This is a genomic window from Nitrospirota bacterium (genome assembly GCA_035873375.1).
Lineage (GTDB): Bacteria > Nitrospirota > Thermodesulfovibrionia > Thermodesulfovibrionales > JdFR-85 > BMS3Bbin07.
Genome location: JAYWMQ010000027.1, coordinates 20,614 through 47,414, shown reverse-complemented (window position 1 = coordinate 47,414; position 26,801 = coordinate 20,614). Strand labels below are relative to the sequence as shown.

The window sequence follows — 26,801 nt, the reverse complement described above, 5'->3', positions numbered from 1 at the left end:
TTAATTTTTTCAGACCTGAAAAGACCTTTCCTCCACCTCATACCCGCTGCTATTCTTTAGGCTGATACACTTCCACCCTGTTATTAAAGGTATCGGCAATAAGTATTCTGCCTGTTGAATCGACTGATATATCCCTGGGGAACTGAAACCATCCCGCGGACAGGCCCAGGCCTCCAAATTCAAACAGATATTTACCGTCCTTATCATACACAGAAACAGTATGACGCATATAATCTACCACATACATCCTTCCGTTTCGATTATCTACACCGACAGCCATCGGACGGCTCAACTTGCCTGTGCTCCCACCTTTGCGGCCAAACTTGAAAAGAAACTTCCTGTTTTCATCATAGACATATATATGACCCATCTCCTCGCTGACAAGATATATCCTGCCTGCTTTATCCAGGGTCACATCATTTAATTTCACCTTTCTACCTTCTTCTTCAGGTGATATTACCTCCAGGAAACGGCCTTGATTAGTCAGCACCAAAACTCCGGGGAAATAGGACCCTGCTACATAGATATTACCCGCTTTATCCATGGCCAGACGATATGGGTTAAACGACTCGGATCCCTCAAAACCCTCCAGATAAATATCACGCACCCACTTAAGACATGCATTGAAAACGGAAATCCTGTGCCTGGGGTTGTCCTTTGTGGCAGACTGAGCAACGTACATATTACCTTCAGCATCCAGAGTCAACCCCTGTGGTGACTCAATGCCCTTTCTGCTATCAAGGGTAAATAGGGGGAAAAAATCTGACGTATATATGATAATCCTGCTTTTTCCGTCAATAACGTAAACCTCGTTACTGACTGGCTCCGCCCACACAAAGGAAGGGAAAAACAACCTGTCTTCTTCTCCTTCCACAATGCTGTATGCATGGACTACAGGAACATCCTGTAACTGGGCCTCTATCTTGCGCTGGACGAGAAGAAAGGGTATTACAAAGGAAATAATTACAACAAGGATACGGAACATAAACCTCCTGAATCAATCCTTAATCATAGAATAAGATATGGCATTTATCAAGATATTGTCAAACCATTTTCTCATAAGTTATACTCCGGGTCAAAACCTGTTCAGTCATTCTTTGCAGTATGGCATGTAACGCAGCCGGTATCCTGACCACCGCAACAGGTAGACATATTACTGTAATCCCACCTCAACATATCAGACTGGTCCGAGCCATGAGGTCTATGGCACGAAAGGCACATCACTGTAGCCCCTGACCTTACAGGACTTGAGGGGTCAATCCAGGCTACAGGGGCCTCAGCACTATAGTTGGTAACAGGATCATATACCGCGAACTCCCCCGTTGAAGGCAAGGATATATCGGTTGGATGTCTTATCCACGGGCTTGCACTCCCCATACCGTCACTACTCCTCTCCGGGCCATGGAACACACTGTGGCAGCCGGAACAGAATGCAGTAATAGTCTGATAATTCGTAAGAGATGTCCCGTCATTAGTATAGGTTATTACGTTTGTCCCCTTATAATAATTGTGGTCGATAACGGTCTCCTGTTCCCAGTCATCATCTTCAACACCTTTGACATAGTCATTAAGCTCTTTACGGTCAGGGGTAAGGGCAAAGCCCGGACTTATACCATGACCTTTCAAGAACCGGTACCATGGATAGTTGACGTCATCATGGTGTGACGTAAAGACATGACAGCCCTGACATCCGCCCCGGTAATAGTTATTGACGTCAGGCGCGGCTGCCAGGGTATCGTGACAACTATCTGAGCAAGCAGCCGGATTTCTACCGGGCGCTGTACTCAGGTTGCTGTCTGTACCTGCTATGCCATAAACATTATGGCCCTTGGTGTCATCCCCCTGGGCAAGCCAGTAAAAGTTGCCACCGGCCAGTGGGTTAACAGGCACCGTAGTGTTAAAGACAATAGGTATATTGCTGCTGCCTTTACTTATAATGGTCTGACTACTGCTTGAAGAATGGCATCCCACGCAACCTGCAACAAGAAGTTTATTCCTGGGCGTAGATGAGGGTGTGCCTCCTGTTAAAACTCCTGAATCATTCCATCCAACACCGGGGCCGTCTCTAACCACAGGTCCGCCATCCTGACTGTTGTGCATAGTATGACAGTTTACACACTGACCGGTTACTGCAGCACCGGCCTTGCTGGTCATGGACAAAGTATAAACAAAAAACAGAGACAAAAGGACTGCAAAGGCTGCCATAACAACTCTCTTCATCCTTCTCTTCCTACCCCCCGATGCCTAAATCCGGATCAGGCATTAACATAATAAAGTTTTTAGAACCTCCCCCCCCGCCATCTCTTTCAATATAAGAGTATCCATAAAAAACATGGGTATCGTCAGATACCCATGTTTTTGTAAATTCAGCCGTTAGCCTGAAAACTTTTCTTCAATTATATTTAGTATGCATCTTTCTGTGTATGACACCTCAAACAACCTGCACCGGTATTCAGGGTTGTCTGATAACTGTATCTCAGACTATCGGGATATTGCGAACCATGTGCCCTGTGACACGAGAGACAGATAACCCTGTCGGTCCCGGCAGCAACAGTCCCTATTGCAGCAGTCAACCCGGTTGTCAATGATGCCGCAGGCCTTCCTACCGGGGTTTCATCACTATACGTTGTTGATATGGAAGCAAACTCTCCTGAATTCGGGATTACAACATCTGTCGGGTGTCTCAGCCACGGTGAGGCAGAACCGATACCGCTGGTTCCTCCCAGGTGGAACGTGGAATGACATTCAGAGCAGAGCTCACTTATTGTGCCCTTCATATTTGCCCATGAATCCGTCGTGCCCCTCGTGGCATAGGCTTCCGCCAGATACTCGTTGTGGTCTGTAGCAGTCGCTGTATCCTGCCAGTCGCTGTCCTCTGCACCCTTTATCTTGTATAGGAACCTGTAACTGGTGGGCACATCAGCCCCCTGCCCGGTCAGTGTAAAACCGGCGCCGTACTTGAGGATAGAGTCATCACCGTGATGTCCCCCACTGACTGCAGTCCACTCATCAGAGGAATCCCTGTTACCGTGACAGCCGTTAGACCCTGCGCATACCAGGCGGCTCGTGGTATCAAACCCTGTTAATGACGGGTCATAGCCGCTGTTATATCCAGGCGGTGTATTGACGAGTGTGGCATCTGCCGAGGTCACTATGCCCTGGACATTATGTCCGCTGGAGTCCGAGGTTACAACATACGAAAAATTCCCAGCTGCAAGGTCTGTTGGGTCTGAATGGTAAACCTGGGGTATGGAGTTGACGATATTGCTGGCAGTATTCTGTGCATGACAGCCCACACAGCTGCCCCGGAGCAATTTCCCGTTAGGAGTAGCCGAACTGTCAAACGTCATCGGTGAACCATCCTGGCTGTTGTGCATGGTGTGACAGCTTGAACAAACACCGGATACTTTGGCGTCAGCATAAGAATAAATAAAAATTGCAGACAGAAATACCAAGAGCACTGTCATCAATAATGTTTTTCTCATCACTTTCCTCCCTTGTTTTTGGGGTCTGCTCAGCATACACAAAACCGATCGGAATTTAGAAACATACCGGCTTTGCTCCTGAACGACCCTCTGTATTTTAAGAATGGCACGAGCATCAACCCGTGCATTATTAGCTTGTTATGAAATTATGCAATAATTATGCCAAGAGACTTTGTCTACATACATAGGGGGTATACGTACTAAGTTACTTTTTGATGCTTTTGCAAGGAAAATGTAACACATACAAGGTTTTTTTGTCAAGTATATTTTTCAGCCCGGCATTATAAATTTAACAGGACAATCCCGCTATTCTGTAGTTTTCTACACAATTCATGTAACATTTTACACAATTACTCCAGCTCTGCTCTCCGCCAATATCAAATAACAACGGACTATTGCCCCTTCTGCGTATGACACGTAAGGCAGCCGTCACCTCGGCTAAACATATTATTGCTGTAATCCCACCTCAACATATCCTGATAAGGACTTGCGTGTGCCCTGTGACATGAGGGGCACATGGCTATGCTATCCATATCCACGATATTTTCTCTGCCTGTAGGGTTTTTATAGGCAACAGGCGCCTGGAGGCTATACCTGGTATAGTCCTGAAACTCCGACCCTGCATACCCACCATGCACATTACTGAAGGAAATGTCGGTGGGGTGCCTAAGCCAGACATTCTCACCAACCTCTGTCTCACCTCCAAGATTTGGGTTTGGATGAAATTTGGAATGGCATTCACCACAGAGGTAACTTATGGTGTCCATTGTGCTGTGACTGGTATCACCCTTGTAACCGTTATGGTCATCGGTGGTTGCCTGATATTCCCACTCCTTGTGTTCCTTGCCTTTTATCCCGTAAAGAAAGCGGTAACTTCTGCCCACGGTTGAACCGTCAATCACACTGTCGTCGGTATGATGTGCTCCATAAACGGCCTTGAACGGTTTCTCAATAGTCCTGTTTCCATGACAACCCCACGTGCCTGCACAGGTAAGCTGCTGCTGCTGTGGCCAGTATGCAGGCCCCGTCCCCCCGGGAATTACAATATTTCCTATAAAGCCCGGGGGCAGATCCATGGGGGGATGTTCCTGAAGTGAAATTCCCAACACATTGTGTCCTTTTGAATAATCAGGGTTATAGTCATCCGATACATAATAGAAGTTTCCACCGGCAAGGTCTCCGTTATCCATGTTATGGATTACCTGCGGGATCCTTGTCTTCCCCTTAACTATAATATTCCTGGTACCGGAAGGATCCTGGGCATGACAGCCGAGGCACCCGCCCTTTGTCAGGACAGGATTGGGTTTACCGGCATGCATGCTGTGGCAATTCTTGCACTTCCCCTTTACCCTGGCATCAATGTTTGAGGGAAAAGAGAGGACGATAAACATAAAGCACAGGGCAAAAAGCACAGAACACAGGGCATGGAAATCCTTCCACTCAACACCTCGCCGCCAGCCCTTTGCCCTCAATCCCCTGCCCATTATTCACCCTTTCCCGTATGACATATAAAGCAACCGGTACTGCCTTCCTCCCCTGAGACGATGGAATCATAATCCCACCTCAGCATAAACTCGTTAGGGCTCCCGTGTGCCACATGGCATGAAAGGCACATGACAACGTCAGTACCGGGCCTCACCACCTCACTGGAAACAGCAGGAACTTCCGGTCTTGCCACTGGTGCATCGAGGCTGTAAATCCTTATGCCGGAACTGTCTGCCGGAGGTGGAACATCAGGGTTATACTTCATGTATTCCCCCCTATTCGGCAGGACAATCCCTGTGGGGTGCCTGAACCAGGGACTTGCCTTGCCTATCTCATCCCTGCGGTAAAGGCCGCTATGGCAGTCGGCACAGAGACGGTTGATTGAAGGGGTATATTCATTATGTTCCTTTGAAGAAGCAGTGTAGCCCCAATCCTTATCCTCCAGCCCGGCAACCCCCTTTACATCAGCCGTTCTCTTCAGAAAGCGGTAACTCCTGGCTGTGGTGCTTCCGTCAACAGGAAAATCCTCTGAATGATGTGTCCCCAGAATAGAGGCAAACGGGTTTTCAATATTCCTGTTTCCATGACAGCCATTGGAGCCCGCACATGCCAGGGGTTTCTTGTCGTTGAACCCAAGAGTGGAGGGATCGGAAAAACGGTCATATCCCGGGGGCATAAACATGTTTTTTGTATCTACAGAGGCAATACCATCCACATTATGGCCTCTCCTGTCACCAAAAACCTTAACATAATAGAAATTACCGCCAGACAAAGGCCTCTCCGGCTCTACCCTGCTGTATACCACGGGCACCCTGGCACCACCCAGCATCTTTATGGTATTTCTGTCAGCATTTGAGTGACAATTTACACACATTGAGTTCTGAAGGACATACCTTAAAGGCTTACCGGGAGCCGCTGCTTCCATCATTCCGGGATAAAGACTATGGCAGACCTCACAATCCCCTTTCACCACAGCATCACTGCCTTTTGGAAACCAGAACACAAGCAGCATACAAATAAAGACAAGGATGGTTACAATAATTACCTGTTTTTTCATAATCAGTATTTCGTTGAATTATGCTCTTTATATCATTAATGTTTTAAAGTAATTACTACATAAGCAAGAACAGTGCCAATACAAAAGAGGCGTGAACAGCAACCGGTTCTCCCTTACTGCTTTTTAAAGCCCTTTTTAAGTCCATGACAATTGGGACAGAGCTCAAAAGTACTCTTGGCGGGGTACCTGAAGAGGTGTATATAATCAGAGCTGTGCTGGTTATGACAGCTTGCACACGTAAGCTCTCCATACTTGGCCTTCGGGTCTTTTCTGCCCCTGATTGGATGCCCTGCCTGTGTAAATGTACCAGCAGCGTGGGGGGCCTTACCGATTCTCGGATGACACTGAAGGCAGAGATCAGTTATCGGAAGGTCCAGCAGTGCAACGTTTGAAGAACCATGAATATCATGACATAGTGTGCACATACCTGCCGACACCGGAGGATGCTGGTTCTTCCTGGTGAAATCCGAACTGTCGTGGCAATTAAAACAGAGCTCCGGCAGCTTGGCAACAAGAAGCTTTTTTACATCCCCCTGATGCGGCTGGTGACAGAAGAGGCACATACCTGCCTCAACAGGATAATGGTTATATTTACCCTTGAACTCAGCCCTGATATGACACTTGAAGCAGAGGTCCGGAACATCAGCCCGCAACAATTTTTCCGAGGGAGAGGAATGAGGATTATGACACTTCAGACACAACCCCTTCAGCACGGGTGCATGATGCTTCTTCTTCGCTTCCGATATAAAATCGTCCTTAACATGACACATGAAGCAGAGGTCCGGCGGCTTTAAGACGAGTAGCCTCCGGTTGTCACTGCTGTGTGGATTATGGCATGTCGTACACATTCCTGCCGCCACCGGAGGATGAGTCGATTTGTTTTCGAATTTTGTCTTGTCATGACAGTAGAAACAGAGATCAGGCACAGGAGCTCTCAGTATCTTGGGATTATCAGTGGAGTGAGGATTATGACATATTAGACACTCCCCTCCTGCAACAGGAGGATGGACTACCTTTTTTGTAAACATGGCCTTATCGTGACACATAAAACAGAGATCCGGAGGTTTCAAAACAAGAAGCTTCCTGTTCTTACTGCTGTGCGGGTTATGACATGTTGTACACATACCTGCTGCCACCGGAGGATGGACTGCCTTTTTTGCAAACATGGCTTTATCGTGACACATAAAACAGAGATCCGGAGGTTTCAAGACAAGGAGCTTCCTGTTGTCACTGCTGTGTGGGTCATGACATGTTGTACACATACCTGCTGCCACTGGAGGATGGACTACCTTCTCTGTAAATATGGCTTTATCGTGACAGGCCCAGCAGACATCAGCCCCCTCAGCAAACAGATAGTTCGGAAACTCTGCCCCTTTCTGGTGAGCCTGGGCATGGCATGTTACACATCCCATCTCAACAGCAGGATGCATAATCTTCTTTGCAACTTTGTCCTTATGGCATTTCTTACAATCAGTAAATTTCTCTGCTGAGGAAATTAGCGGAACAAGAAAAATGACGACTATAATAGTGGTAAAAAGACTTATAGCATGCTTATAGTTCATAAACTCCTGATTATTAGCTTACAGGCAATACCTGTTATAGTCAAAGGTTCTCTTTTTCTTGCTATTATAATGCTTCTCTACCAGCATAGTTTTTTGCGATGCCCTTCTCTCATCCATGCTGTTAAAAACTTCTATCTTCAAGTTCTATATTATATATATTTGGCAAATTATACGAAAGACGGCTTTCATTCGTCAAGTTTTTTCTCTTGATACTGCCGATCATCCTGCCCTCCAAAAAAAACCGCTTATACCTCAAAGGCATCAATAATATGTTGAATCTGATAGGTGCCGTCCCTCAGGTATAACCCTATAACATCGAACCTGCCACTTGCCCCAAGCATCTTGTGAACCTTCAGATAATATAGTGCGAGTCTCTTCAGTCGCTCCCGCTTGCGCCATGTAACAGCCTCGGAGGGATATCCGTACAAGAGACTCTGCCGGGTCTTTACTTCAACAAAGACAATGGTATCTCCGTCCCTGGCCACTATATCTATCTCTCCGATAGGGGTCTGGTAATTGGACGCCATGATCCTGTAGCCCTTCTTTATGAGGTATTTAACGGCAAAAGCCTCTCCCTCTTTACCGGTTTGATTCTTCACTTTTTCCCTTTTCTAATCTTTACAGCCTTGCCGTGTGCCTCAAGGCCCTCCAGATCCGACAGGGCCTCCACCACTGAAGAGAGCCTCTCAAACGACTGTCTGCTGAAACTCAAAAGGCTAGATCTCTTTACGAAATCATACACCCCGAGGGGGGAGAAAAACCTGGCTGTTCCACCTGTCGGGAGGGTATGGTTTGGACCTGCCGCATAATCACCGAGGGCCTCAGGGGTCCATTTCCCAAGGAATATCGCCCCTGCATTCTGAACCTGAGGCAGGAGTTTTTCGGGTTTTTCCGTCATAATCTCAAGATGCTCAGGGGCAATGAGATTGGCCACCCGGACTGCCCTTTTGAGCGTACCTGTTACAATTATTGCACCAAAATTCTTCAGAGAGGCCTCGGCAATCTCTCTTCGTCCAAGGGTTTTAATCTGTATCCTCACCTCTTCACTCACCCTGAGAGCCAGTCTTTCAGAGGAGGTGACAAGCACTGAGGAGGCAAGCTCATCATGTTCTGCCTGACTCAGAAGGTCTGAGGCCACAAACTCGGGAGGGGCTGTCCTGTCCGCAATAATAAGGACCTCGCTTGGTCCGGCAATCATATCAATATCCACCTCACCGAAGACCATCCGCTTGGCAGTGGCAACATAGACATTTCCGGGACCCACTATCTTATCCACCTTCCTTATTGTCTCCGTCCCGCAGGCCATGGCAGCTATAGCCTGGGCACCCCCAACCCTGTAGACCTCCCTGACCCCTAAAAGGCTTACAGCAGCCATCACATAAGGGTTGACCTCTCCACGTGGGGTGGGGACACAGAGGGCCAGATCCCTTACCCCGGCCACCTGGGCCGGAATCACATTCATCAGGACTGTTGAGGGATAGGATGCCTTGCCACCGGGAACGTATACACCAACACGCTGAATGGGGCGGATAATCTGCCCCAGCATGGCCCCACCCTCTCTATACGACCAGGACTCCTCCTTCTGCCTGAGATGAAAGCCCCTGATCCTCCCGGCAGCCATTTTCAAAGCCTCAACCCCCTCAGGGTCTGCCTTCTCGGCGATCGCCTTTATCTCCCTGTTGCCTATCCTGAGGTTTTCTGTTTCAAGTCCGTCGAATCTCCCGGTATATTCCCTTACAGCCCGGTCTCCCCGCACCCTGACATCAGATACAATCCCCGAAACCGCATTTACAATCTCCTCACTTACGCCTCCGGCACGCTCTTTCAGAAGCACCAGAAAACCTTCGAGATCCTCTTCATCCCTGATTATCCTCATTTCACTTTTCTCTCCATATCCCGATTTTTTAATTTTGACCGGCTTCGTAAGACTACTATCAACTTAATCAACCGTTTAACTTTATCTGCCCTATAAGTCTCTCAATATTCATCAAACGCCTTCTGTTTAGGATAAACTGCCTGAAAACGAAAAGACAAGACATGGAAAATTAATGGTAAAATTGATTTTTATCACCTCTTCAAAATAAAATAAGAGACTTTTTCTCTCAGGGGGTTAATAATGAAGGTCACCTTTACTGACGACAAGGAAATCATTGTACTCGAAAACGAGTCACTTTATGATGCTTTTAAACGACAGGAAATATATATAACTGCGTCCTGCGGGGGCAAAGGCACATGCGGCAAGTGCAGGGTCAGGATTGTCGATGGAGACTACAAATGCAGGTCCTATGGAAAACTCTCACAGGAAGAAAGGGACAGTGACATAGTGCTTGCCTGCCAGACCTTTGCAGAGGGAGACCTCCTTGTAGATATACCGATTGAATCAAGGCTGACAGTAGGTGACAAGATCGCCATCTCCAGGTCAAAAGACCTTATTGAACTTTTAAAAACCTATAAGGCCACAATATCACCCCTCATAACAAGGATACCTCTCAGAGTGCCTCCACCAACAATTGATGACAATATAAGTGACCTTGAGAGACTAAGGCGTGAACTGAATACCAGGGGTATCGAGCTTCGCTATTCAAAGGATTTCGTCTCACGGATGGCTGATGACCTGAGGAAATTCAACTGGAATGTAACCCTCTGCTATCAGGATGACTCAACAGAGGCGTTGTTCCTTGAACCAGAAGAAGTCAAGGACACACGCTATGGAATTTCAGTTGATATCGGAACAACCACTGTTGTCCTCTACCTCATCGACATGGCGGATGGAGGCGTCGTGGATGTGGCATCAACATACAACTCCCAGATGCGCTATGGAGACGATGTCATTACAAGGATAGTCCACGCCACTGAAGGGGGTGGGCTTAATGATCTCAGGAAGGCCGTTGTTGCGGACATCAATGACCTTATCTCCCCACTTACAGCAAGGCATGAAATAGAACCACGACATATTGAATCTGTTGTCATCTCCGGCAACACAACCATGACCCACCTCTTCTGGGGATTCAATCCTGCCTACATAAGGGAAGCGCCTTACATACCTGCAGTAAATTATTTTCCTGTTTGGAAGGCTTCCGAGGCAGGCATCAGGACAGGCAGGAACACTCCCGTATATACTGTGCCATGTGTGGCAAGTTATGTAGGTGGTGACATTGTTTCAGGCGTGATTGCCACAAGGATGCACAGGAACCCCGAGATATCACTCTTTATGGATATCGGCACAAACGGCGAGATAGTGGTAGGCAATAACGAATGGATGATGACGGTTGCCTGCTCGGCCGGGCCATGCTTTGAAGGCAGCGGAATAAAACATGGTATGCGGGGCACTGACGGAGCTATCGAGTCAATAAGGATTGACCCTGACACATTCGAGACAGAAATAAAGGTGATAGGTGACTCAAAACCAATCGGTATATGCGGCTCCGGAATGATAGACGCCGTCTCCGAAATGTTTCTGACAGGAATACTTGATCAGCGGGGCAAATTTGTCAGGGAGACTGCGTCTTCAAGGATTAGGGAGGGCGAGGACGGCATAGAATTTGTGATACACCATAATGCCAAAGGTGACATTGTACTTACAGAGGTAGATATAGAAAACATCATGAGGGCAAAGGCTGCCATCTATGCAGGCGTCTCTCTTCTGCTCAAAGAGGTCGGCTTCACCCTTGACATGATCGAAAGAGTCTATATAGCCGGTGGCTTTGGCAACTATCTCAATGTTGAAAGGGCAATATTGATAGGTATGTTGCCCGACCTCCCGAAGGAGCGGTTCTACTTTATGGGAAACACCTCGGTTGCAGGGGCCTATCTGTGCCTTCTCTCAAAGGATATGCGCAGGGAGGCTGAAGACGTGGCCTCAAGGATGACCTACATAGAACTATCTGCAAAGGGGGGCTTTATGGACGAATTCATGTCAGCAATGTTCCTTCCCCACACTGACATTGAACAATTTCCGACGGTACAAACATTACTGGAAAACAAAAGGAGTTGAGGCAGGGCTTCTGCGGAGCTGTCAGTCCCAGCTTATTACCTTAAAAAAGTGTTCATATAAACGGGCCTGTTTGACGGGGTTCAGTTCCTCATCAAATGCAATGCCTACAAAGTAAATCTTCCCCAGTTTAGATAACCATACAACCCTGCCCTCTACGGTATCGTTCTCTTTAATTCCTTTTACTGATATAAATGTAATCTCAATCGTGACAGGGGTACCCTTTTCTAAAGGAGCATTGGAATAAACTCCCATACCCGACTGTGAAATGCTTGCAACCATGGTTTCAATGGGCTGTGGATTTTTGTCGTTTCTTACCTCAACAACGGCCGTTGCCAATATTGGATATCTATGATGTCTACGGAGATTCTGGATCATTTTCTCATACTGTCAGGCTCTGGGAAACGGCACTTCTTCCTCAATAATGCAAGCCGTTCCATGACAAAGCTTTGAATCATCAGAAAGATGCGTTTCCCTAACCATAGCCCCCTCAATAAGCTCTACATATTTTACCATATATCTGTCAAAAATATGGGTTATTCCGATTTTTAACGCGTCTTTTAGTTCCATCTTCCATTTTTTATGATATAATCTTCTTAACTTCACTCAATATGGGGGTTTTGATAAATCCTGAAACGCAAAAACCGGAAGTGCGGGGGGATTATGGAAAAAAATAATTTCTGGTCACCGTATATCGCTGGAGTTGGTCTTGGCTTGACCCTACTGGCAACCTTCTACATTATCGGCTGGGGACTCGGAGCCTCAAGTGCCTATTCATTGGTTACGGCTGTTGGCCTGAAGGAAATCAGTCCAGATTATGCAGGCAGTCTCAAGTATTTCTCAAGATACCTCAATGTTGAATCTCCATTGAAAGACTGGGTCCTTTTTGAGGTCACAGGGCTCTTTATCGGAGCCCTGACAGGGGCACTGCTGAGTGGAAACTTCAGGGTCAGACTTGATAAGGCCGCAAAAATGAGCACCAAAAAGAGACTGATAACCGCAGTAACAGGTGGCATACTGATAGGTTTTGCAAGCAGGCTCTCGAGGGGATGCACCAGTGGAGTAGCCCTTTCAGGCGGGGCACAACTTGCAGCAGGAGGGTGGATATTTGTCATTGCAATGTTTGCAGGCGGCTTTGTCTTCGCAGCCCTTTTCAGGAGGTTATGGTAATGACAGCCCCTTTATATGGATATGCAATGTTCGGTGAAAACACAAGCCTTCTACTGGCTGTAATCCTGGGGATTTTCTTTGGTCTCTTTCTCGAGAGGGGAGGCCTTGGCAATCCTCACAAACTGACCGGTGTCTTTTACTTTACAGACTTCACCGTCCCGAAGGTCATGTTTACTGCAATACTTGTTGCTGCTTCCGGGCTGTATCTGCTGTCGGATCTGAAACTCCTGGACATAAGCAGGGTATGGATTGTCCCGGCTTTTTTCTGGCCCCAGATTACAGGGGGTATATTATTCGGGGCAGGCTTTGTCTTAAGCGGATACTGTCCAGGAACAGCCATAGCCGGGTTTGCATCAGGAAGACTGGATGCGCTGGTTGCCATGACAGGCATTGGCGCCGGTTCACTGATATTTGCCGTCCTGTATCCCTATATCGAAGGGTTTTACATCTCTTCAGCAATGGGAAGTGTGACTTTGCCGCAATTATTGAAGATAAATCACTGGTTTGTGATGGTACTCCTGTATGTTCTTGCAGCGGGTATGTTTTATCTGATGGAACGGTTTGAGAAGAGGAGTTAACCCTTTCCGGAATTCAGGAGGTCTCTTAACTCCTTGCCGGTCCTGAAGTATACAACCTTTTTCCCCGGAACCTCAACAGACTGCCCCGTCTTTGGGTTTCTTGCCTTTCGCGGATTCCGGGTCTTGATCCTGAAATTACCAAACCCCCTCAACTCCACCTTCTCACCCTTGCCAAGGGCCTCCCTGAGGGTCTCAAAAAAGGTCTCGACTATTATCTCAGCCTGCTTAAGCGTAAAACCCTCCAGTCTCTCAGAGACTTTCTCAATAAGCTCAGACCTGGTCATAACCCCTCCCTTGATTATTCAGAATACATTTTTCGGTTTTAATATTAATAATACATGGTATACTTCAGACTTACGGTACCAAAGGCCTCTTTAAGCTCCTTTGGAATACGGCTGGTTAGCATATCAAATATTGATGACTTCTCTTTTTTTGACACTACATTGGGCTCGCCCTTAATCCCCCCAAGGCTGCCAGCCTCCAGAATGGCATCCTGGATATTACCAAGGGAATCAACCAACCCCACCGCCTTTGCCTGCCTTCCTGAAAAGACGCGGCCATCAGCAATCTCCCTGACACGCTCGTAAGGAATTCCCCTACCCTCAGAAACAGCCCTGATAAACTGGTCATGGACATCATCAAGCACACCCTGAAGGATGGCCCTTTCCTCCTTGCCTATCCCCCTGAATACCGACGCAAGGTCCTTGTGTTTACCACTCTTTATCACCTCTGTCCTGATTCCCACCTTATCCATAAGACCCTTAAAGTTCGGGATCTCCATAATTACCCCGATTGACCCTGTAATGGTCCCGGGATTGGCATATATTTTAGTTGCCGGAGCAGATATATAGTACCCGCCGGATGCCGCCACAGACCCCATTGAGACAACAACGGGTTTTATCTTCATCACCTTGCCCACCTCTTCATAAATCTCCTGAGATGGTCCGACGGCGCCTCCCGGGCTGTCTACTCTTAGAACTATGGCCTTTACACTCGAGTCCTTCCTGTATTCCCGGAGTTGCTCAATGGCATTCCTTGAAGATACGATCGGGCCTTCTATCCTTATAAGGGCTACCTTCTCCCCTATCGGCATATTCTTGCCAACGAGTGTCACAATCAGGCTCAGAAGGATGGTAGCCAACAGCAGTATCGCTAATACCACACAGAGTTTTTTCATTTATCTCCTCAAAAAATGTCAGAATCAGGGATTAATTCCCTGCTGACACCTGCGCTACTCATCCGTTTCATGCTTTAGTGTCTTCAGACTGAGTCCGATCTTTCGACCTTCCACATCCACCTTGATAATCCTGACAACTATCTCGTCCCCTTCCTTATAAACCTCGTCGGGCTTTTTTGCACCGGTATCAATCTCCGAGGAATAGACAAGTCCCTCCACCTCGCCTTCAAGCTCAACAAAGATGCCAAACTCCGTATGTCTCAGCACCTTGCATTTAACTTCCTCTCCGAGATGAAAGTCTGCGGGTATCTTCTCTTCCCAGGGGTCCGGGACAAGCTGTTTGAGACCAAGGGCCATCCTCTCTTTTTCCGGCTCCAGGCTCAGGATAACCGCCTCAATCATCTGTCCTTTACGCAGAACTTCAGATGGATGCCTGACATGCTTCGTCCATGACATATCAGATATATGGAGCAGGGCATCCACTCCCTCCGGCAAGCCGATAAAGGCTCCAAATTCCGTCAGACTTCTTACCCTGCCACTTATACGCTGACCGATCTCATATCTCTCGGCAACGAGTATCCAGGGCTTTGGCTTTAACTGCTTGATCCCCAGAGAGACCCTCCTCTCCTTTGGATCAACCTTCAGTATCTGGGCATCTACAAAATCTCCGATCTCCATGTAATTCGAAGGATGCTTGGGTCTGGGAGACCAGTCGAGTTCAGAAACATGCACCAGTCCCTCCACCCCGTCTTCAATCTCAACAAATGCACCATAATCAGTAAGACTAACCACCTTGCCACTGACCACCCTGCCGACAGGGTACTTCTCTTCGATATTAAGCCAGGGGTCGGATCTTTTCTGTTTATATCCCAGTGTAACCTTTTCCGTCTCAGGGGCAAAGTTGAGCACCATCACCTCAACCTCCTGCCCAACACTAAAGACATCGGATGGATGTCTTATCCTGCCCCAGGATATGTCGGATATGTGAAGAAGACCGTCAATGCCTCCAAGGTCGACAAAGACGCCATAATCAGTAATATTTTTCACTACTCCGGACAGGACGCATTCAGGCCTGAGATTGGCAAGGGTCTTCTCCCTCAGCTTCGCCCTCTCCTCCTCTAATATAACCCTCCTTGAAACAATCACGTTTGTCAACTTGCTGTTAAATTTCAGGACCCTGAGCTCAATTTCCTGTCCGATAAGGCTGTCAGGATCCTTTAGAGGCTTCAGGTCTGCCTGGGAACCGGGCATAAAGGCCCTTATCCCTGAAATATCCACATTATATCCACCCTTGATTCTCTCTACAACTATCCCCTCAACAGGGGTACCGTCTTTCTGCGCCTCCTCCAACCGCTGCAATGTCCTTATCTTCCTCGCCTTCTCTGGTGACAGTATTACGAGGCCGTCGGAATCAATCCTTGATACATATACCTCTATCTCAGAGCCTTCGCAGAGTCCCCCCCTATCCTTTTCTGCAAACTCCCCTATGGATATAAAACCCTCGGATTTATATCCGATATCAACAACCACATTGTCTGATTTTATGGAAATAACCTTTCCCTTTAATATGGTCCCTTCAACAATATCAGGAATTGTTCCGGAGTAAAGTTCGTCAAGCTCCCTGTTATGCGTCTCCATTAGCAAAATAACCTCCTGTATAACCTAAGATTCCCGACCCTTGGAAGCAGATGTCAGATCTCCAATGGCCTCTATTTTTTTTACTATATCATTTATTATCCAGTCAGGGGTAGAAGCTCCGGCGGTTATGCCGACTTTTCCCACCCCATCAAACCATTCCGGACACAAATCTCCGGCTGTCTCAACATGGTATGTCTTTACCCTGCTATCATTACATAAAGTGACAAGCTGTTTTGTATTTGCACTGTTCTTTCCGCCAACAACGAGCATAAGGTCAACCTTTCTGGTCATATCCTCTGTCTCCCTCAACCTGAGGGCTGTTGAGTTACATATGGTATTATATACTTTTACCTCTTTTACTGTCTGTATAACCTTGTCAAGCAGTTTTTTTAAGGCCTCAACGGGCTGTGTGGTCTGAACAACAATGCCGACACGCGAATTAAGTAAGGGTATTTCAGCGGAGTCTCTGACAACAATGGCACTCTCACCGGCATAGCTTAAAATTCCTTTTACCTCGGGGTGGTCCTTATCACCGAGAATAAGCACCTGATAGCCTTCTTCCCTGAGAAGTTTAGCATATTGCTGCGCCTTTTTTACAAACGGACACGTTGCATCAATAAGCTCAAACTTTGCATCACGAAGACTCTCATAAAGGCTGACCGGAATACCATGAGTCCGCACTATAAGTATATCCACATCCTCTGAAATCTTATCCAGTGGCTTCACACCGGCCTGACGCAGTTTCTCCACAACCTGGGGATTGTGGATTATGGGTCCGAGCGTGGCGACCCTCTTTACAGACCTCTCAGCTGTCCTGAACGCTATATTCACAGCCCTTTTCACACCAAAGCAAAAGCCGGCTCCCTTTGCAATATATATATCCATAATAAAGCCCCTGGTTATAAATCTGAGTTACGCATTACGGGTTCCTGCTTAAGCTCCCTGATTTTGCCCATAATCTCATCGGTTATACGCTGCTGAAAACCCTTGCTCGTTTCTGCACCACTATATTCAATAGGGCGTCCAAAGGTCACCCTCACTCTTGTTGGTCTTAAAAATCCGCCCCCTGCAGGCAAGGCCCTTTCCGTACCCTCAATCAATGCCGGAACAACTTTTGCGTGACTCAGGGCTGCAACCATGGCAACCCCTCTCTTTCCTCCTCCAACGTCTCCATCCCTGCTCCTTGTGCCCTCTGGAAACATCACGAGAACCCTACCCTCTTTCAGTTGCCTCACTGCCTCTTTTATTGTAGAAGGTCGGGCCGTATCCCTATCAACAGGGATGGAAAGACGTCTCACAAACCATCCGATTACGGGCACATGAAAGAGACTGCCCTTTGCCATAAAGACCGCCCTCCTCTTTATACATACTCCGATAAGTGGCGGGTCGAGATGGCTCAGATGATTTGCAGCGATTATAACTCCCCCCTCAGCAGGAATATTTTCCGCCCCCCTGACCTCAAAACAAAACAACAATTTATAAACTATCTTTAAGACAGCTCTGAATATCCAGTACATAACATGTTATATGCGGATAACAGATTTTAAATTCATCACCTGTTACCCATAAGGAACTCTAACATCTTTTTAATGGTCTCTTCAATCCCCATGGATGTGGTGTCAATATAAATTGCGTTCCGGGCCTGTTTCAGAGGAGCCAGCTCCCGGCGGGAATCCCTCTCATCTCTTTGCTGCACATCCTGCAGGGCCTCCTCCATTGTAACAGCTATCTCCTTTTGCACTAACTGAAGGTACCTTCTCTTTGCCCTCTCCTGCTGGGAGGCGTCAAAAAAAAACTTAATCCAGGCGTCAGGGAAGACAACGGTTCCCATGTCCCTGCCTTCAACAACTGTATCGTATTTTTCAGGATAAGCCCTCTGTATGGCAAAGAGGAACTCTCTTACAGGTCTCCTCGCAGAAAAGACCGAGGAGTAATGCCCTATCTCAGGAGTCCTGATAGCCTCTGACACATCCTCTCCATTTATAAAGACCCTGCCTTCGGAGAAGCCTATATCCAGCCCCTTCAGAATCCGCTTCAAGGTCTCATCAGTAACATCCTCGCTCAGTCCGTACCGTCTCAGATAGAGCGCAACCGCCCTGTAAAGGGCACCTGTATCTAGATACTGAAAACCAAGCCTGTCTGCCAGCAGCCTGGCAACAGTACTCTTACCGGCCCCTGACGGGCCATCTATTGTTATAATCCGTTTCTTGGTCATCTATCCCTGTTACTACCCAAATCGGGCAAGGTGAACAACAGACATCTCAGCTTTGTCACCCCGTAAGCTCCATAATCCGGTCATAAAAACCCGGAAAAGATATATCAACAGCAGACACACCCTGCACCGTAGTACTGCCCTCTGCCACAAGTGCAGCCACTGAGAGTGCCATTGCCACACGATGGTCATTATGAGCCTCCAGGGTCGTACCTCTCAGATTCACGGGACCGCTGATCTCCAGTCCGTCCGGGTATTCAGTTACATTAACCCCCATCTTCCCCAGCTCAGAGGCCATAGCGGCAATTCTGTCCGACTCCTTCACCCTGAGTTCCCCCGCTCCCCTGATAGTTGTCGTCCCCTCAGCCCTGCAGGCAAGCACACAGAATACCGGGAACTCGTCAATCATTGCAGGAACCTCCTCCGGTCTAATCTCTGTTGCAGCAAGTTTCTCCGTATATCTGCAGCGGATATCCCCGACCGTCTCTCCCGAGACCATCCTTTCATCTGTAATCTCGATATCCGCACCCATTCGCTTCATGACATCGAACAGACCTCTACGGGTCGGGTTAATGCCGACGTTTCTTATTATAATCTCGGAGTCCCTTACAATTGCGGCTGCCACCATAAAGAAGGCAGCCGACGAAAAATCGCCCGGTATGGTAATCTCAAAAGGTGTAAGCTCATTCCCCCCTGATACTGTAATCCTGAGCCCCTCAACCCTGAGATCTGCTCCGATAGCAGGCAGCATCCGCTCTGTATGGTCCCTCGACTTCCGGGGTTCCTCCACAACCGTCTCACCCTCAGCATACAGGGCAGCGAGCAGGACAGCAGATTTTACCTGGGCCGAGGCAACTGGGCTTTTAAAGTGGATTCCCTTCAGCCCCCCGCCCTTTACAGCAATCGGTGCAAGTGTATCCCCTGCCCTTGCATACAGACCTGCACCCATCATTCTCAACGGCTCTATAATCCTCTTCATCGGCCTCTGCCTGAGTGAAGCATCTCCCGTCAGCACAGAAAAGAAAGGCTGTCCGGACAAAAGACCCGCAAGCAACCTCATGGTGGTACCGGAATTACCGCAATCTATCACGTCTTCCGGTTCCCTGAGACCATGAAGGCCCTCTCCATAAACCTCTATTGTCTCCCCGGAATCCCTTATTTCCATACCAAGTGTCTTCATGGCATTAAGGGTTCTCATCGGGTCATCAGCCCTCAGGAGATTACGGATAATGCTTTTGCCCCTTGCAATGGATGCAAAAATGAGGGCCCTGTGAGAGATGGACTTGTCAGGAGGTGGTATGACCTCACCCCTGAGTGGGCCTGACCTTAAAAGTTTAATACTGTCAACCATTTTAGTTATTTGTTATTAGCTATTAGTTATTTTGAGATATAGAAAAATTACAGCAAAAGATTTAATAATTTAAAACCTATAAAAGTTTGCCCCTCAGTCTCTGCGCCTTCTCAAACAGGGATTCCAGCTCTTCAGAGTCGTTCCTCTTCAGGGCATCAACCATACTGGCAAGGCTATCCTGAAACCTTTGCACAAGGTCAAGAAGGTTCTCCTTGTTTTTAAAACAGATATCCCTCCAGAGCTCGGGAGAACTGAGGGCCACCCGTGTGGTATCCTTAAACCCCTTCCCCGCATAATGAATGTACTCCGGATTAACATCACTTACCGTATTGACAAGGGCATAGGCGATAAGATGGGGAAGATGGCTTACAAGGGCAAAGACCAGGTCATGCTCTTCAGGGGAGAGAAAACAAACCTCGGCTCCAATCGTCGTCCAGAGTTCCGTAACCTTCCTGACCGCCTCTTCAGGTGTATGCTCCGTAGGGGTTATAATGCATTTCGCACCGGCAAAGAGATCTTCAGTTGCGGCATCAATACCCGAACGGTCAGAGCCTGCAATAGGATGCCCGCCAACAAATGTGACACCCTCGGGCATCAGTCCTTCCATCTCCCTTGCGAGTCTCCCCTTGACACTACCCACGTCTGTAACAATAGCCCCCTTTTTCAGAAAGGGCCCTGCCTCTTCAATTACTGCCTTAAAGCATCCAACCGGGGTGGCGAGCACCACAAGGTCCGCCCCTTCCACTATCTCGGAATGCTTGAGACTGTAAGAGTCAATCACACCATGCTGCATTGCCTTTTTGAGGTTGCTCTCCTTGCGGCCCGAACCCTTGATCTCAACAGCAAGACCATATTTCTTGAGGGCAAGGGCAAGGGATGATCCTATAAGCCCGACCCCTATGATTGCAACCTTGTTGAATTTGATCATTTCTGTATCCTCAGACTTCCCTGCCCATGGCCTTGGCAATAAGCCCTATTTCATCCATCAACTGTTTGAAAACATCCGGTCTGAGTGATTGCTCACCATCAGAGAGGGCTTCCTCCGGATTGGTATGCACTTCTATTACAAGCCCGTCAGCTCCTGCTGCTACAGCAGCCCGTGCCATTGGGATAACAAGTCCCCATTTACCCACACCATGGCTCGGATCAACCATCACCGGCAGGTGCGTAAGATGCTTCAGCACCGGGATTGCTGAAAGGTCAAGGGTGTTTCTGGTTGCTGTCTCAAAGGTTCTGATCCCCCTCTCACAGAGAATGACATCAAGATTCCCCCTGGACATTATATATTCTGCCGCCATCAGCCATTCCTTTATTGTGGCTGAAAGCCCCCGTTTAAGGAGCACGGGCTTCTTCATCTCTCCAACCTCTAAAAGGAGTCTGAAGTTCTGCATATTCCTGGCCCCGATCTGGATAATATCAGAGTACTTCGCAACCACCTCTATATCCCTCGGATCCATAAGCTCTGTAACTACAGGCAGGCCTGTAGTTTCCCTGGCCGCGGCAAGTATCTGGAGCCCCTCTTCACCAAGGCCCTGGAATGTATACGGAGAGGTCCTTGGTTTAAATGCACCACCACGTATAAAGGTAGCACCTGCTTCCTTTACCTTTTTTGCTATATTGACAAAGATGGTTTTATTCTCTACTGCACAGGGGCCGGCCATAACATGAATTCTATTGCCGCCGATGACATTCCCCTTAATATTAATAAGGGTGCCTTCCTTCTTGAAATCCCTGCTTGCAAGCTTGTAGGGCTTAAGAATCCTCATTACTGTCTCTACACAGTCGATTGCCCTTATTGCATTTTCTTCATCCTCTGAAACCCTTGACGTATCGCCGATCACACCAATAATCGTCCTCTCCGTACCACTTGATATATTGGTCTTAAGCCCTTTTCCGGCAAGCTTCTTGGTGATATGCCTTATATCTTCTTCTGTTGCAGAAGGTTTCAACACTATTATGTCCATATGCTCCTCCTTTTCGTTTTCTGATATCAAAATCGATCCTAAAAACAGAAACTATATTTACAATTTGCAGCTCAACACTCAAGATATCAAGCTATTACCGATAACCGCCCCAAGGGCCTCAACAAGCAACCTGTTTTCTTCAGGAAGGCCTATGGTGATCCGTACTGCAGCAGCACCTATGGGCCGGATGATTACCCCCCTCTTCAACAGGTGATTATACAGCTCTACCGCAACAGAACGGTCAAATGTCACATATATAAAATTTGCCTCTGTAGCAACAAAATCCAGTCCCAGTCTCCGGAACTCCTTATATAAATATGCCTTACCCTCCTCATTCAGGGCAATTGACCTCTCTACGTGTCCGTCATCTCCTACAGAGGCAATGGCGGCAGCCTGAGCAATGCTACTGGTATTAAAAGGCTCCCGCACCTTGTTCATCTCTCTTACAATCTCCTTCCGGGAAATACCGTATCCTATTCTGAGTCCTGCAAGGCCGTAAACCTTTGAAAAAGTCCTCAGTATAATGATGTCACGTCCTGCCCTCAGGTACTCCATGGCATCAGGGTACCTGCTGTCACGCACATACTCCCTGTAAGCCTCATCAACAATCACCAGGACACCGTCGGGCACCCTCTGCATAAACTTATCAAACTCATCGGCATGGTTTATTGTACCTGTCGGGTTATTCGGATTTGCAACAAAGATAATCCTTGTCTTCTCCGTAATCTCCCCTGCCATGGCCTCAAGGTCATGCCTCCACTCCTTCAGCGGCACCTGTACGGCCTTTGCACCAACCGACTGAACAGCCATAGGGTAAACCACAAACGACGGCACTCCCATTACTGCCTTATCTCCGGCAGTCATAAAGGTCCTGACTGCAATATCTATCAGTTCATTTGACCCATTACCGGGGATAAGCCCTTCCTGGTCTACAGCTAACTTCTCAGACAACGCATTTTTAAGATAAAAACCACTGCCGTCAGGATAGCGGTTAATTCCGCTAATCACTTCAGATATGGCCTTTACAGCCTTTGGAGACGGACCCAAAGGGTTCTCGTTGGATGCAAGTTTAACTGCATCCTCTATTCCGAGCTCCCTTTGAAGTTCCTCTACCGGTTTTCCAGGCACATAGGGCTTGATAGACTGTATATACTCAGGGGGTCTGATCATGCCTGAATATTAATGTCATTCCTGTCAGTGCGCGGATAAGAACCGAGGACCTTCAGAAAGATGCAATCCTTCTCTACCTCTTTAAGGGCCTTTTTTACCTTCTTGTCCTGGACATGACCATCCATATCAATAAAGAATATATACTCCCAGGCCTTTCTCTTTGATGGGCGGGACTCTATCTTTGTCAGATTTATCCCGGCCTTTTTAAACGGGGTAAGTACCTCGAAGAGCGCCCCCGGCTTATCCTTGATTGATAGCATTACCGAGGTCTTGTCTTTTCCTGTGGGCGGTGGGAATTCTTCCGATACAACAAGAAACCTGGTATAGTTGTTCCTGTTGTCCTCAATATGTCTTTCAACAAACCTCAGGTCATACACCTTTGCAGCCAGTTCACTCGCAATAGCCGAGCCTTCTTCATCCCTTGAGGCCAGCTCAGCTGCCTTTGCAGTGCTTGTTGCATCAATAATGGTAGCGTGCGGCAGGTTCCGCTCTATCCACCGTCTGCACTGTGCTATGGCCTGGGGATGAGAGTATATTTTCTTAATCTTCTTTATGTCTCCTGATATTGAGAGAAGATTATGGTTTATCTCCAGCATTATCTCAGCAGCTATCTTGAGGTCAAAATCCATGAACATGTCAAGTGTATAACTTATGACACCCTCATTGGAGTTTTCAATAGGGACAACACCATACGCAGCCTTGCCCTCCTGAACACTCTCAAAAACATCCTTTATGCTGTCAACGGGAATGAACTGTGCCGATGATCCAAAGTGCCTCAGTGCGGCAAGATGCGTGAAAGTAGCAAGGGGGCCGAGACAGGCCACCTTAAGGGGTTCCTCAAGGGACAGGGAGGCTGAAAGGATCTCCCTGAAGATTACCCTGAGTGCATCATTCGGAAACGGACCGGGATTCATACCCTGAAGACGCTCAAGTATCTGCCTCTCCCTCTCCGGAGAGTAGAAACCCTGCCTGGTGTCCCTCTTCACGTTGGCCACCTCAAGGACCACCCTTGCCCTCTTGTTCAGGAGATCCAGTATCTCCTCATCTATGCTGTCAATAGATACCCTTAACTTTTCTAACTTTTCCATCCTGACTCCCTACCATGAAATGATTTACATAATTTATGGATATAGAGTTTGACTCTAACAGATTTTCCAGCATTTTTTCAAGCAATTGTCACGATTTCTCAGCAGTTCTCCGTTGAAAACCAAAGCCTGCAAGTTGCGGGGAGCTTCAGGATTTATTTTTGCAGCTCCCTTGTTCCACTGCGGATTAAAGTTACCCTCCCGCTGTCCGATAAGATATAAAAAGACAAGGCATTACTTAAAAAGGCAAACTCTCTTGAACCAGGATTTAATACTAAAAAAGCGTACAGATTGCCCCTTGTCACATATGGCAGCAAAGATATTGAAACCTGAAGGCTTGCAGAGGAACACATTGTGGCAGGACTCTTGCATGGCATAGAGCAAGGCTTTAATGAACCAGAGACAGTCAAATGAGGCGTTCAATGACTGCAGAAACGGCAGCCAGACGCCACAACCGTCACGAAATTGACAGTTCCTGTGGAATTGAAAGACAAGGAAGAATTATCCTTTAATACAACCCAGACTAATGCCGGTAGACAGGATAAATAAAGTAAACGAAACACCTGTAATCAGGGAACGTCCTGAGATCACTTCCCAAAAAGAGAAGAAGCGCAAGAAGAAAAAAGACAAAGGTAAAAACAAGAAAAGGAAAGGCATCGTGGATATAATGGCTTAGACGCCGGGTACCGGCAGATTCAGGAGGTAAAAAAATGATTAAAGGGATTCTCAAGCAACGGAAAAAGACGGGAAAGATCAAGGAGGCAGACAGACTACTGCAACTCGAGCTCTCCGAGATTGAAGAGCTTTCATCTCTTCTTATGAGCCGTGTAGACACAAGGGTCCGGGCTTTGAATGAAGTTGAACAGAGGCTGGATGAAAAGATTGAAATCCTCGAGAACCTCTTAATACAGGCAGAAAACATATCGCAGGAACCTGTAAGCACACTGGATTACCGTTACAAAGAGGTAGTATTACTATCCCGCAAGGGACTGAAGATTGAAGAGATAGCAAGCCTCCTTGATATACCCGGTGGAGAGGTTGAGTTTATAATTAACATGAATGCCTGAGGAGGAACTTTTTTCCTCCTCAGGACAAAATTTTGCCGCCATTATTCACCTGCCGGCCCCCCCGGCTTTGCAGCCCACTCTGATACCCGAATCGTATCTCGATTGTCACCATGAGCTGTTTTTAGGTTCTGCATTTAACGCAACGTATTGAAAACACAGCATTTCTGAAGTGGATTCAGAATAATATCGCAGATTTTTTTCATGATTTATGACACGCTCTGACTGCCTGAACTCCTTAAAACAGTAGTTTTGCACCAACGATAAATGATTGGCACAGCTCTTGCTTTAACAAAACCCGTCATGTACAAAGGCATATACATAGCGGCATCAGGCGCCATACTCAAGGATGCAGAACTCTCACTCACTGCGCGCAATATCGCCAATGCATCAACTCCGGGCTACAAAAAGGAACGGACATCCTTCAGCTCCTTTCTCCTGCCTTCTACTGAAAATATCTCCAATCCTGAACGCGTCATGGTAGAAAAGGGAAAAGTCGTCACTGATTTTTCAGCCGGAGACTTCATAAAAACCGGCAACCCTCTTGACGTTGCCATTGAGGGTGATGGTTTCTTTGTACTTGAAGGTGAAAGGTACACAAGGAGGGGGGATTTCAGGCTTGATGAAGAGGGATACCTCTTGAACATTGACGGACTGAAGGTGATGGGTGTGGATGATACCCCGATTCAGCTCCCCCAGGGGAGGGTGGAAATAGGACCCGGAGGGGATATCCTGGTAAATGATACAACAGTGGGAAGGCTCAAAATTGTTGACTTTCCCCAGCCATACAATCTCATTCAGGCAGGAGAAGCCACATACCTTGCCCCAGCGGACTTGAAGCCGGTTGAGTCATCTTCACGGGTCTCGCCGGGTGTAATCGAGGGCTCTAATGTAAATATTATAAAGGAGATGGTCGGAATGATAAAAACAACAAGGGAGTTTGAGACTTACCAGAAAATGATACAGGCCTTTGATTCAGCCACATCAAAGGCACTAAACGAGATAGGGAGGATTTAGTCATGATAAGGTCACTCTTTATTGCTGCAACAGGCATGGAAGCCCAGAAACTGAACATTGATGTTATAGCCAACAACCTTGCAAATGTAAATACTCCCGGATACAAACGGAGCAGGGCTGATTTTCAGGAACTGATGTATGAGGAGATAAAGACCCCGGGGGCGGCTTCCGCCGATGGCACACAGTTGCCCTCAGGCATACAGATCGGGCTCGGCGTCAGACCTGTAGCTGTTCAGAAGCTATTTGAGCAGGGAGACTTTACTCCCACAGGAAACCCCCTTGATATGGTAGTAGAGGGAGACGGCTTCTTTCAGATCGTAAAACCGGATGGCGAGATTGCCTATACAAGGGCCGGCGCATTCAAGCTGGATAGCGAGGGCAGAATTGTAACATCTGAAGGATACCCCATGGAACCCGAGATAACCATCCCGTCAGATACAACCCAGATAACCATAAACTCGGACGGAAGTATAAATGCAACACAACCCGGCAGCTCTGCTCCCACCGAGGTAGGACAGCTTGAGATTGCAAAATTCTCCAACCCGGGCGGCCTGAAGTCAATTGGAAAGAATCTCTTTGAAGAGACAGCTTCATCTGGCGTGCCGACCACCGGCGTCGCCGGCACTGAAGGTCTGGGAACGATTCAGCAGGGATTTATTGAGCTCAGCAATGTAAATATTGTAGACGAGATGGTACAGATGATTGTAAGCCAGAGGGCCTACGAGATTAACTCAAAGGTAGTACAGGCTGCGGATGACATGATGCAGATAGCAAATAATCTTAGAAGGTAAGGAC

28 protein-coding genes are annotated in these 26,801 nt (G+C 47.5%); 7 read left to right on the top strand and 21 right to left on the bottom strand.

What is annotated here, in order from left to right; genetic code table 11:
* Positions 1–49 precede the first annotated feature (49 nt).
* The 8 genes from VST71_06070 to hisD all read right to left on the bottom strand — a co-directional run bounded on the left by VST71_06070 (position 50) and on the right by hisD (position 9,465).
* A complete protein-coding gene (locus VST71_06070; protein MEC4685278.1) occupies positions 50–985 on the bottom strand; it encodes an NHL repeat-containing protein in 936 nt (311 codons plus the stop codon).
* Between the two features lie 101 nt (positions 986–1,086).
* A complete protein-coding gene (locus VST71_06065) occupies positions 1,087–2,220 on the bottom strand; it encodes a cytochrome c3 family protein (protein MEC4685277.1) in 1,134 nt (377 codons plus the stop codon).
* Between the two features lie 182 nt (positions 2,221–2,402).
* Positions 2,403–3,485, bottom strand: a complete 1,083-nt coding sequence (locus tag VST71_06060; GenBank protein MEC4685276.1) for a cytochrome c3 family protein — start codon at positions 3,483–3,485, stop codon at positions 2,403–2,405.
* A 392-nt stretch (positions 3,486–3,877) separates the two neighbouring features.
* Positions 3,878–4,969 (bottom strand): cytochrome c3 family protein, encoded by a 1,092-nt coding sequence (locus VST71_06055; GenBank protein MEC4685275.1) that lies wholly within the window; start codon positions 4,967–4,969, stop codon positions 3,878–3,880.
* A complete protein-coding gene (locus VST71_06050; protein ID MEC4685274.1) occupies positions 4,969–6,027 on the bottom strand; it encodes a cytochrome c3 family protein in 1,059 nt (352 codons plus the stop codon). Before VST71_06050 ends, VST71_06055 begins: the two co-directional genes overlap by 1 nt.
* Before the next feature lie 113 nt (positions 6,028–6,140).
* Entirely contained in the window at positions 6,141–7,589 is a 1,449-nt protein-coding gene (locus VST71_06045) for a cytochrome c3 family protein (protein MEC4685273.1), read from the bottom strand.
* A gap of 245 nt (positions 7,590–7,834) precedes the next feature.
* Positions 7,835–8,188, bottom strand: coding sequence for a YraN family protein (locus tag VST71_06040; GenBank protein ID MEC4685272.1), 354 nt, complete (start codon positions 8,186–8,188; stop codon positions 7,835–7,837).
* On the bottom strand, positions 8,185–9,465 hold the full coding sequence (gene hisD / locus VST71_06035; protein MEC4685271.1) for a histidinol dehydrogenase: 1,281 nt from the start codon (positions 9,463–9,465) through the stop codon (positions 8,185–8,187). Before hisD ends, VST71_06040 begins: the two co-directional genes overlap by 4 nt.
* A gap of 240 nt (positions 9,466–9,705) precedes the next feature.
* Here hisD and VST71_06030 point away from each other — a divergent pair, with 240 nt between their 5' ends.
* Positions 9,706–11,583, top strand: coding sequence for an ASKHA domain-containing protein (locus VST71_06030; protein MEC4685270.1), 1,878 nt, complete (start codon positions 9,706–9,708; stop codon positions 11,581–11,583).
* Between the two features lie 21 nt (positions 11,584–11,604).
* Here VST71_06030 and VST71_06025 read toward each other — a convergent pair whose 3' ends face one another.
* Together VST71_06025 and VST71_06020 are read right to left on the bottom strand one after the other, a co-directional pair.
* Complete coding sequence (locus VST71_06025; GenBank protein MEC4685269.1) at positions 11,605–11,958, bottom strand: PilZ domain-containing protein; 354 nt, start codon at positions 11,956–11,958, stop codon at positions 11,605–11,607.
* 12 nt (positions 11,959–11,970) lie between these two features.
* The gene (locus VST71_06020; protein MEC4685268.1) at positions 11,971–12,150 is read right to left on the bottom strand and encodes a hypothetical protein; all 180 of its coding nucleotides are present in this window, start codon (positions 12,148–12,150) and stop codon (positions 11,971–11,973) included.
* A 93-nt stretch (positions 12,151–12,243) separates the two neighbouring features.
* Between VST71_06020 and VST71_06015 the strand changes: the two genes are divergently transcribed.
* Both VST71_06015 and VST71_06010 read left to right on the top strand, forming a co-directional pair.
* Positions 12,244–12,750, top strand: coding sequence for a YeeE/YedE thiosulfate transporter family protein (locus tag VST71_06015; protein ID MEC4685267.1), 507 nt, complete (start codon positions 12,244–12,246; stop codon positions 12,748–12,750).
* Positions 12,750–13,328, top strand: coding sequence for a DUF6691 family protein (locus VST71_06010; protein MEC4685266.1), 579 nt, complete (start codon positions 12,750–12,752; stop codon positions 13,326–13,328). Before VST71_06015 ends, VST71_06010 begins: the two co-directional genes overlap by 1 nt.
* Here the strand turns inward: VST71_06010 and VST71_06005 are convergent.
* From VST71_06005 to pheA, 11 genes are all read right to left on the bottom strand, one after another.
* A complete protein-coding gene (locus tag VST71_06005; protein ID MEC4685265.1) occupies positions 13,325–13,612 on the bottom strand; it encodes an HU family DNA-binding protein in 288 nt (95 codons plus the stop codon). The genes VST71_06010 and VST71_06005 overlap by 4 nt on opposite strands.
* Positions 13,613–13,656: 44 nt before the next feature.
* Positions 13,657–14,505 carry a signal peptide peptidase SppA gene (gene sppA, locus VST71_06000; protein MEC4685264.1) on the bottom strand — a complete coding sequence of 283 codons (849 nt, stop codon included), beginning with the start codon at positions 14,503–14,505 and terminating at the stop codon, positions 13,657–13,659.
* Between the two features lie 54 nt (positions 14,506–14,559).
* Positions 14,560–16,143 (bottom strand): 30S ribosomal protein S1, encoded by a 1,584-nt coding sequence (rpsA, locus tag VST71_05995; protein MEC4685263.1) that lies wholly within the window; start codon positions 16,141–16,143, stop codon positions 14,560–14,562.
* A 24-nt stretch (positions 16,144–16,167) separates the two neighbouring features.
* Positions 16,168–17,028, bottom strand: coding sequence for a 4-hydroxy-3-methylbut-2-enyl diphosphate reductase (ispH, locus tag VST71_05990; protein MEC4685262.1), 861 nt, complete (start codon positions 17,026–17,028; stop codon positions 16,168–16,170).
* A 14-nt stretch (positions 17,029–17,042) separates the two neighbouring features.
* On the bottom strand, positions 17,043–17,660 hold the full coding sequence (locus VST71_05985) for a lysophospholipid acyltransferase family protein (protein ID MEC4685261.1): 618 nt from the start codon (positions 17,658–17,660) through the stop codon (positions 17,043–17,045).
* Between the two features lie 35 nt (positions 17,661–17,695).
* Positions 17,696–18,358 carry a (d)CMP kinase gene (cmk, locus tag VST71_05980; GenBank protein ID MEC4685260.1) on the bottom strand — a complete coding sequence of 221 codons (663 nt, stop codon included), beginning with the start codon at positions 18,356–18,358 and terminating at the stop codon, positions 17,696–17,698.
* A 55-nt stretch (positions 18,359–18,413) separates the two neighbouring features.
* Positions 18,414–19,706, bottom strand: a complete 1,293-nt coding sequence (gene aroA / locus VST71_05975; GenBank protein MEC4685259.1) for a 3-phosphoshikimate 1-carboxyvinyltransferase — start codon at positions 19,704–19,706, stop codon at positions 18,414–18,416.
* A 76-nt stretch (positions 19,707–19,782) separates the two neighbouring features.
* Complete coding sequence (locus VST71_05970; GenBank protein MEC4685258.1) at positions 19,783–20,634, bottom strand: prephenate dehydrogenase/arogenate dehydrogenase family protein; 852 nt, start codon at positions 20,632–20,634, stop codon at positions 19,783–19,785.
* 10 nt (positions 20,635–20,644) lie between these two features.
* A complete protein-coding gene (aroF, locus tag VST71_05965; protein MEC4685257.1) occupies positions 20,645–21,670 on the bottom strand; it encodes a 3-deoxy-7-phosphoheptulonate synthase in 1,026 nt (341 codons plus the stop codon).
* Between the two features lie 78 nt (positions 21,671–21,748).
* Positions 21,749–22,840: a histidinol-phosphate transaminase gene (gene hisC, locus VST71_05960; protein MEC4685256.1), complete on the bottom strand. Its 1,092-nt coding sequence runs from the start codon at positions 22,838–22,840 to the stop codon at positions 21,749–21,751.
* Entirely contained in the window at positions 22,837–23,928 is a 1,092-nt protein-coding gene (pheA, locus tag VST71_05955) for a prephenate dehydratase (protein ID MEC4685255.1), read from the bottom strand. The genes hisC and pheA overlap by 4 nt, the downstream gene beginning before the upstream one ends.
* Before the next feature lie 523 nt (positions 23,929–24,451).
* Here pheA and VST71_05950 point away from each other — a divergent pair.
* The 4 genes from VST71_05950 (at position 24,452) to flgG (ending at position 26,797) form a co-directional block, all read left to right on the top strand.
* Entirely contained in the window at positions 24,452–24,601 is a 150-nt protein-coding gene (locus VST71_05950; GenBank protein MEC4685254.1) for a hypothetical protein, read from the top strand.
* Positions 24,602–24,635: 34 nt separating this feature from the next.
* Positions 24,636–24,992 (top strand): hypothetical protein, encoded by a 357-nt coding sequence (locus tag VST71_05945; GenBank protein MEC4685253.1) that lies wholly within the window; start codon positions 24,636–24,638, stop codon positions 24,990–24,992.
* 264 nt (positions 24,993–25,256) lie between these two features.
* A complete protein-coding gene (locus VST71_05940; protein MEC4685252.1) occupies positions 25,257–26,006 on the top strand; it encodes a flagellar hook-basal body complex protein in 750 nt (249 codons plus the stop codon).
* A gap of 2 nt (positions 26,007–26,008) precedes the next feature.
* Complete coding sequence (gene flgG / locus VST71_05935) at positions 26,009–26,797, top strand: flagellar basal-body rod protein FlgG (protein MEC4685251.1); 789 nt, start codon at positions 26,009–26,011, stop codon at positions 26,795–26,797.
* Positions 26,798–26,801 lie beyond the last annotated feature (4 nt).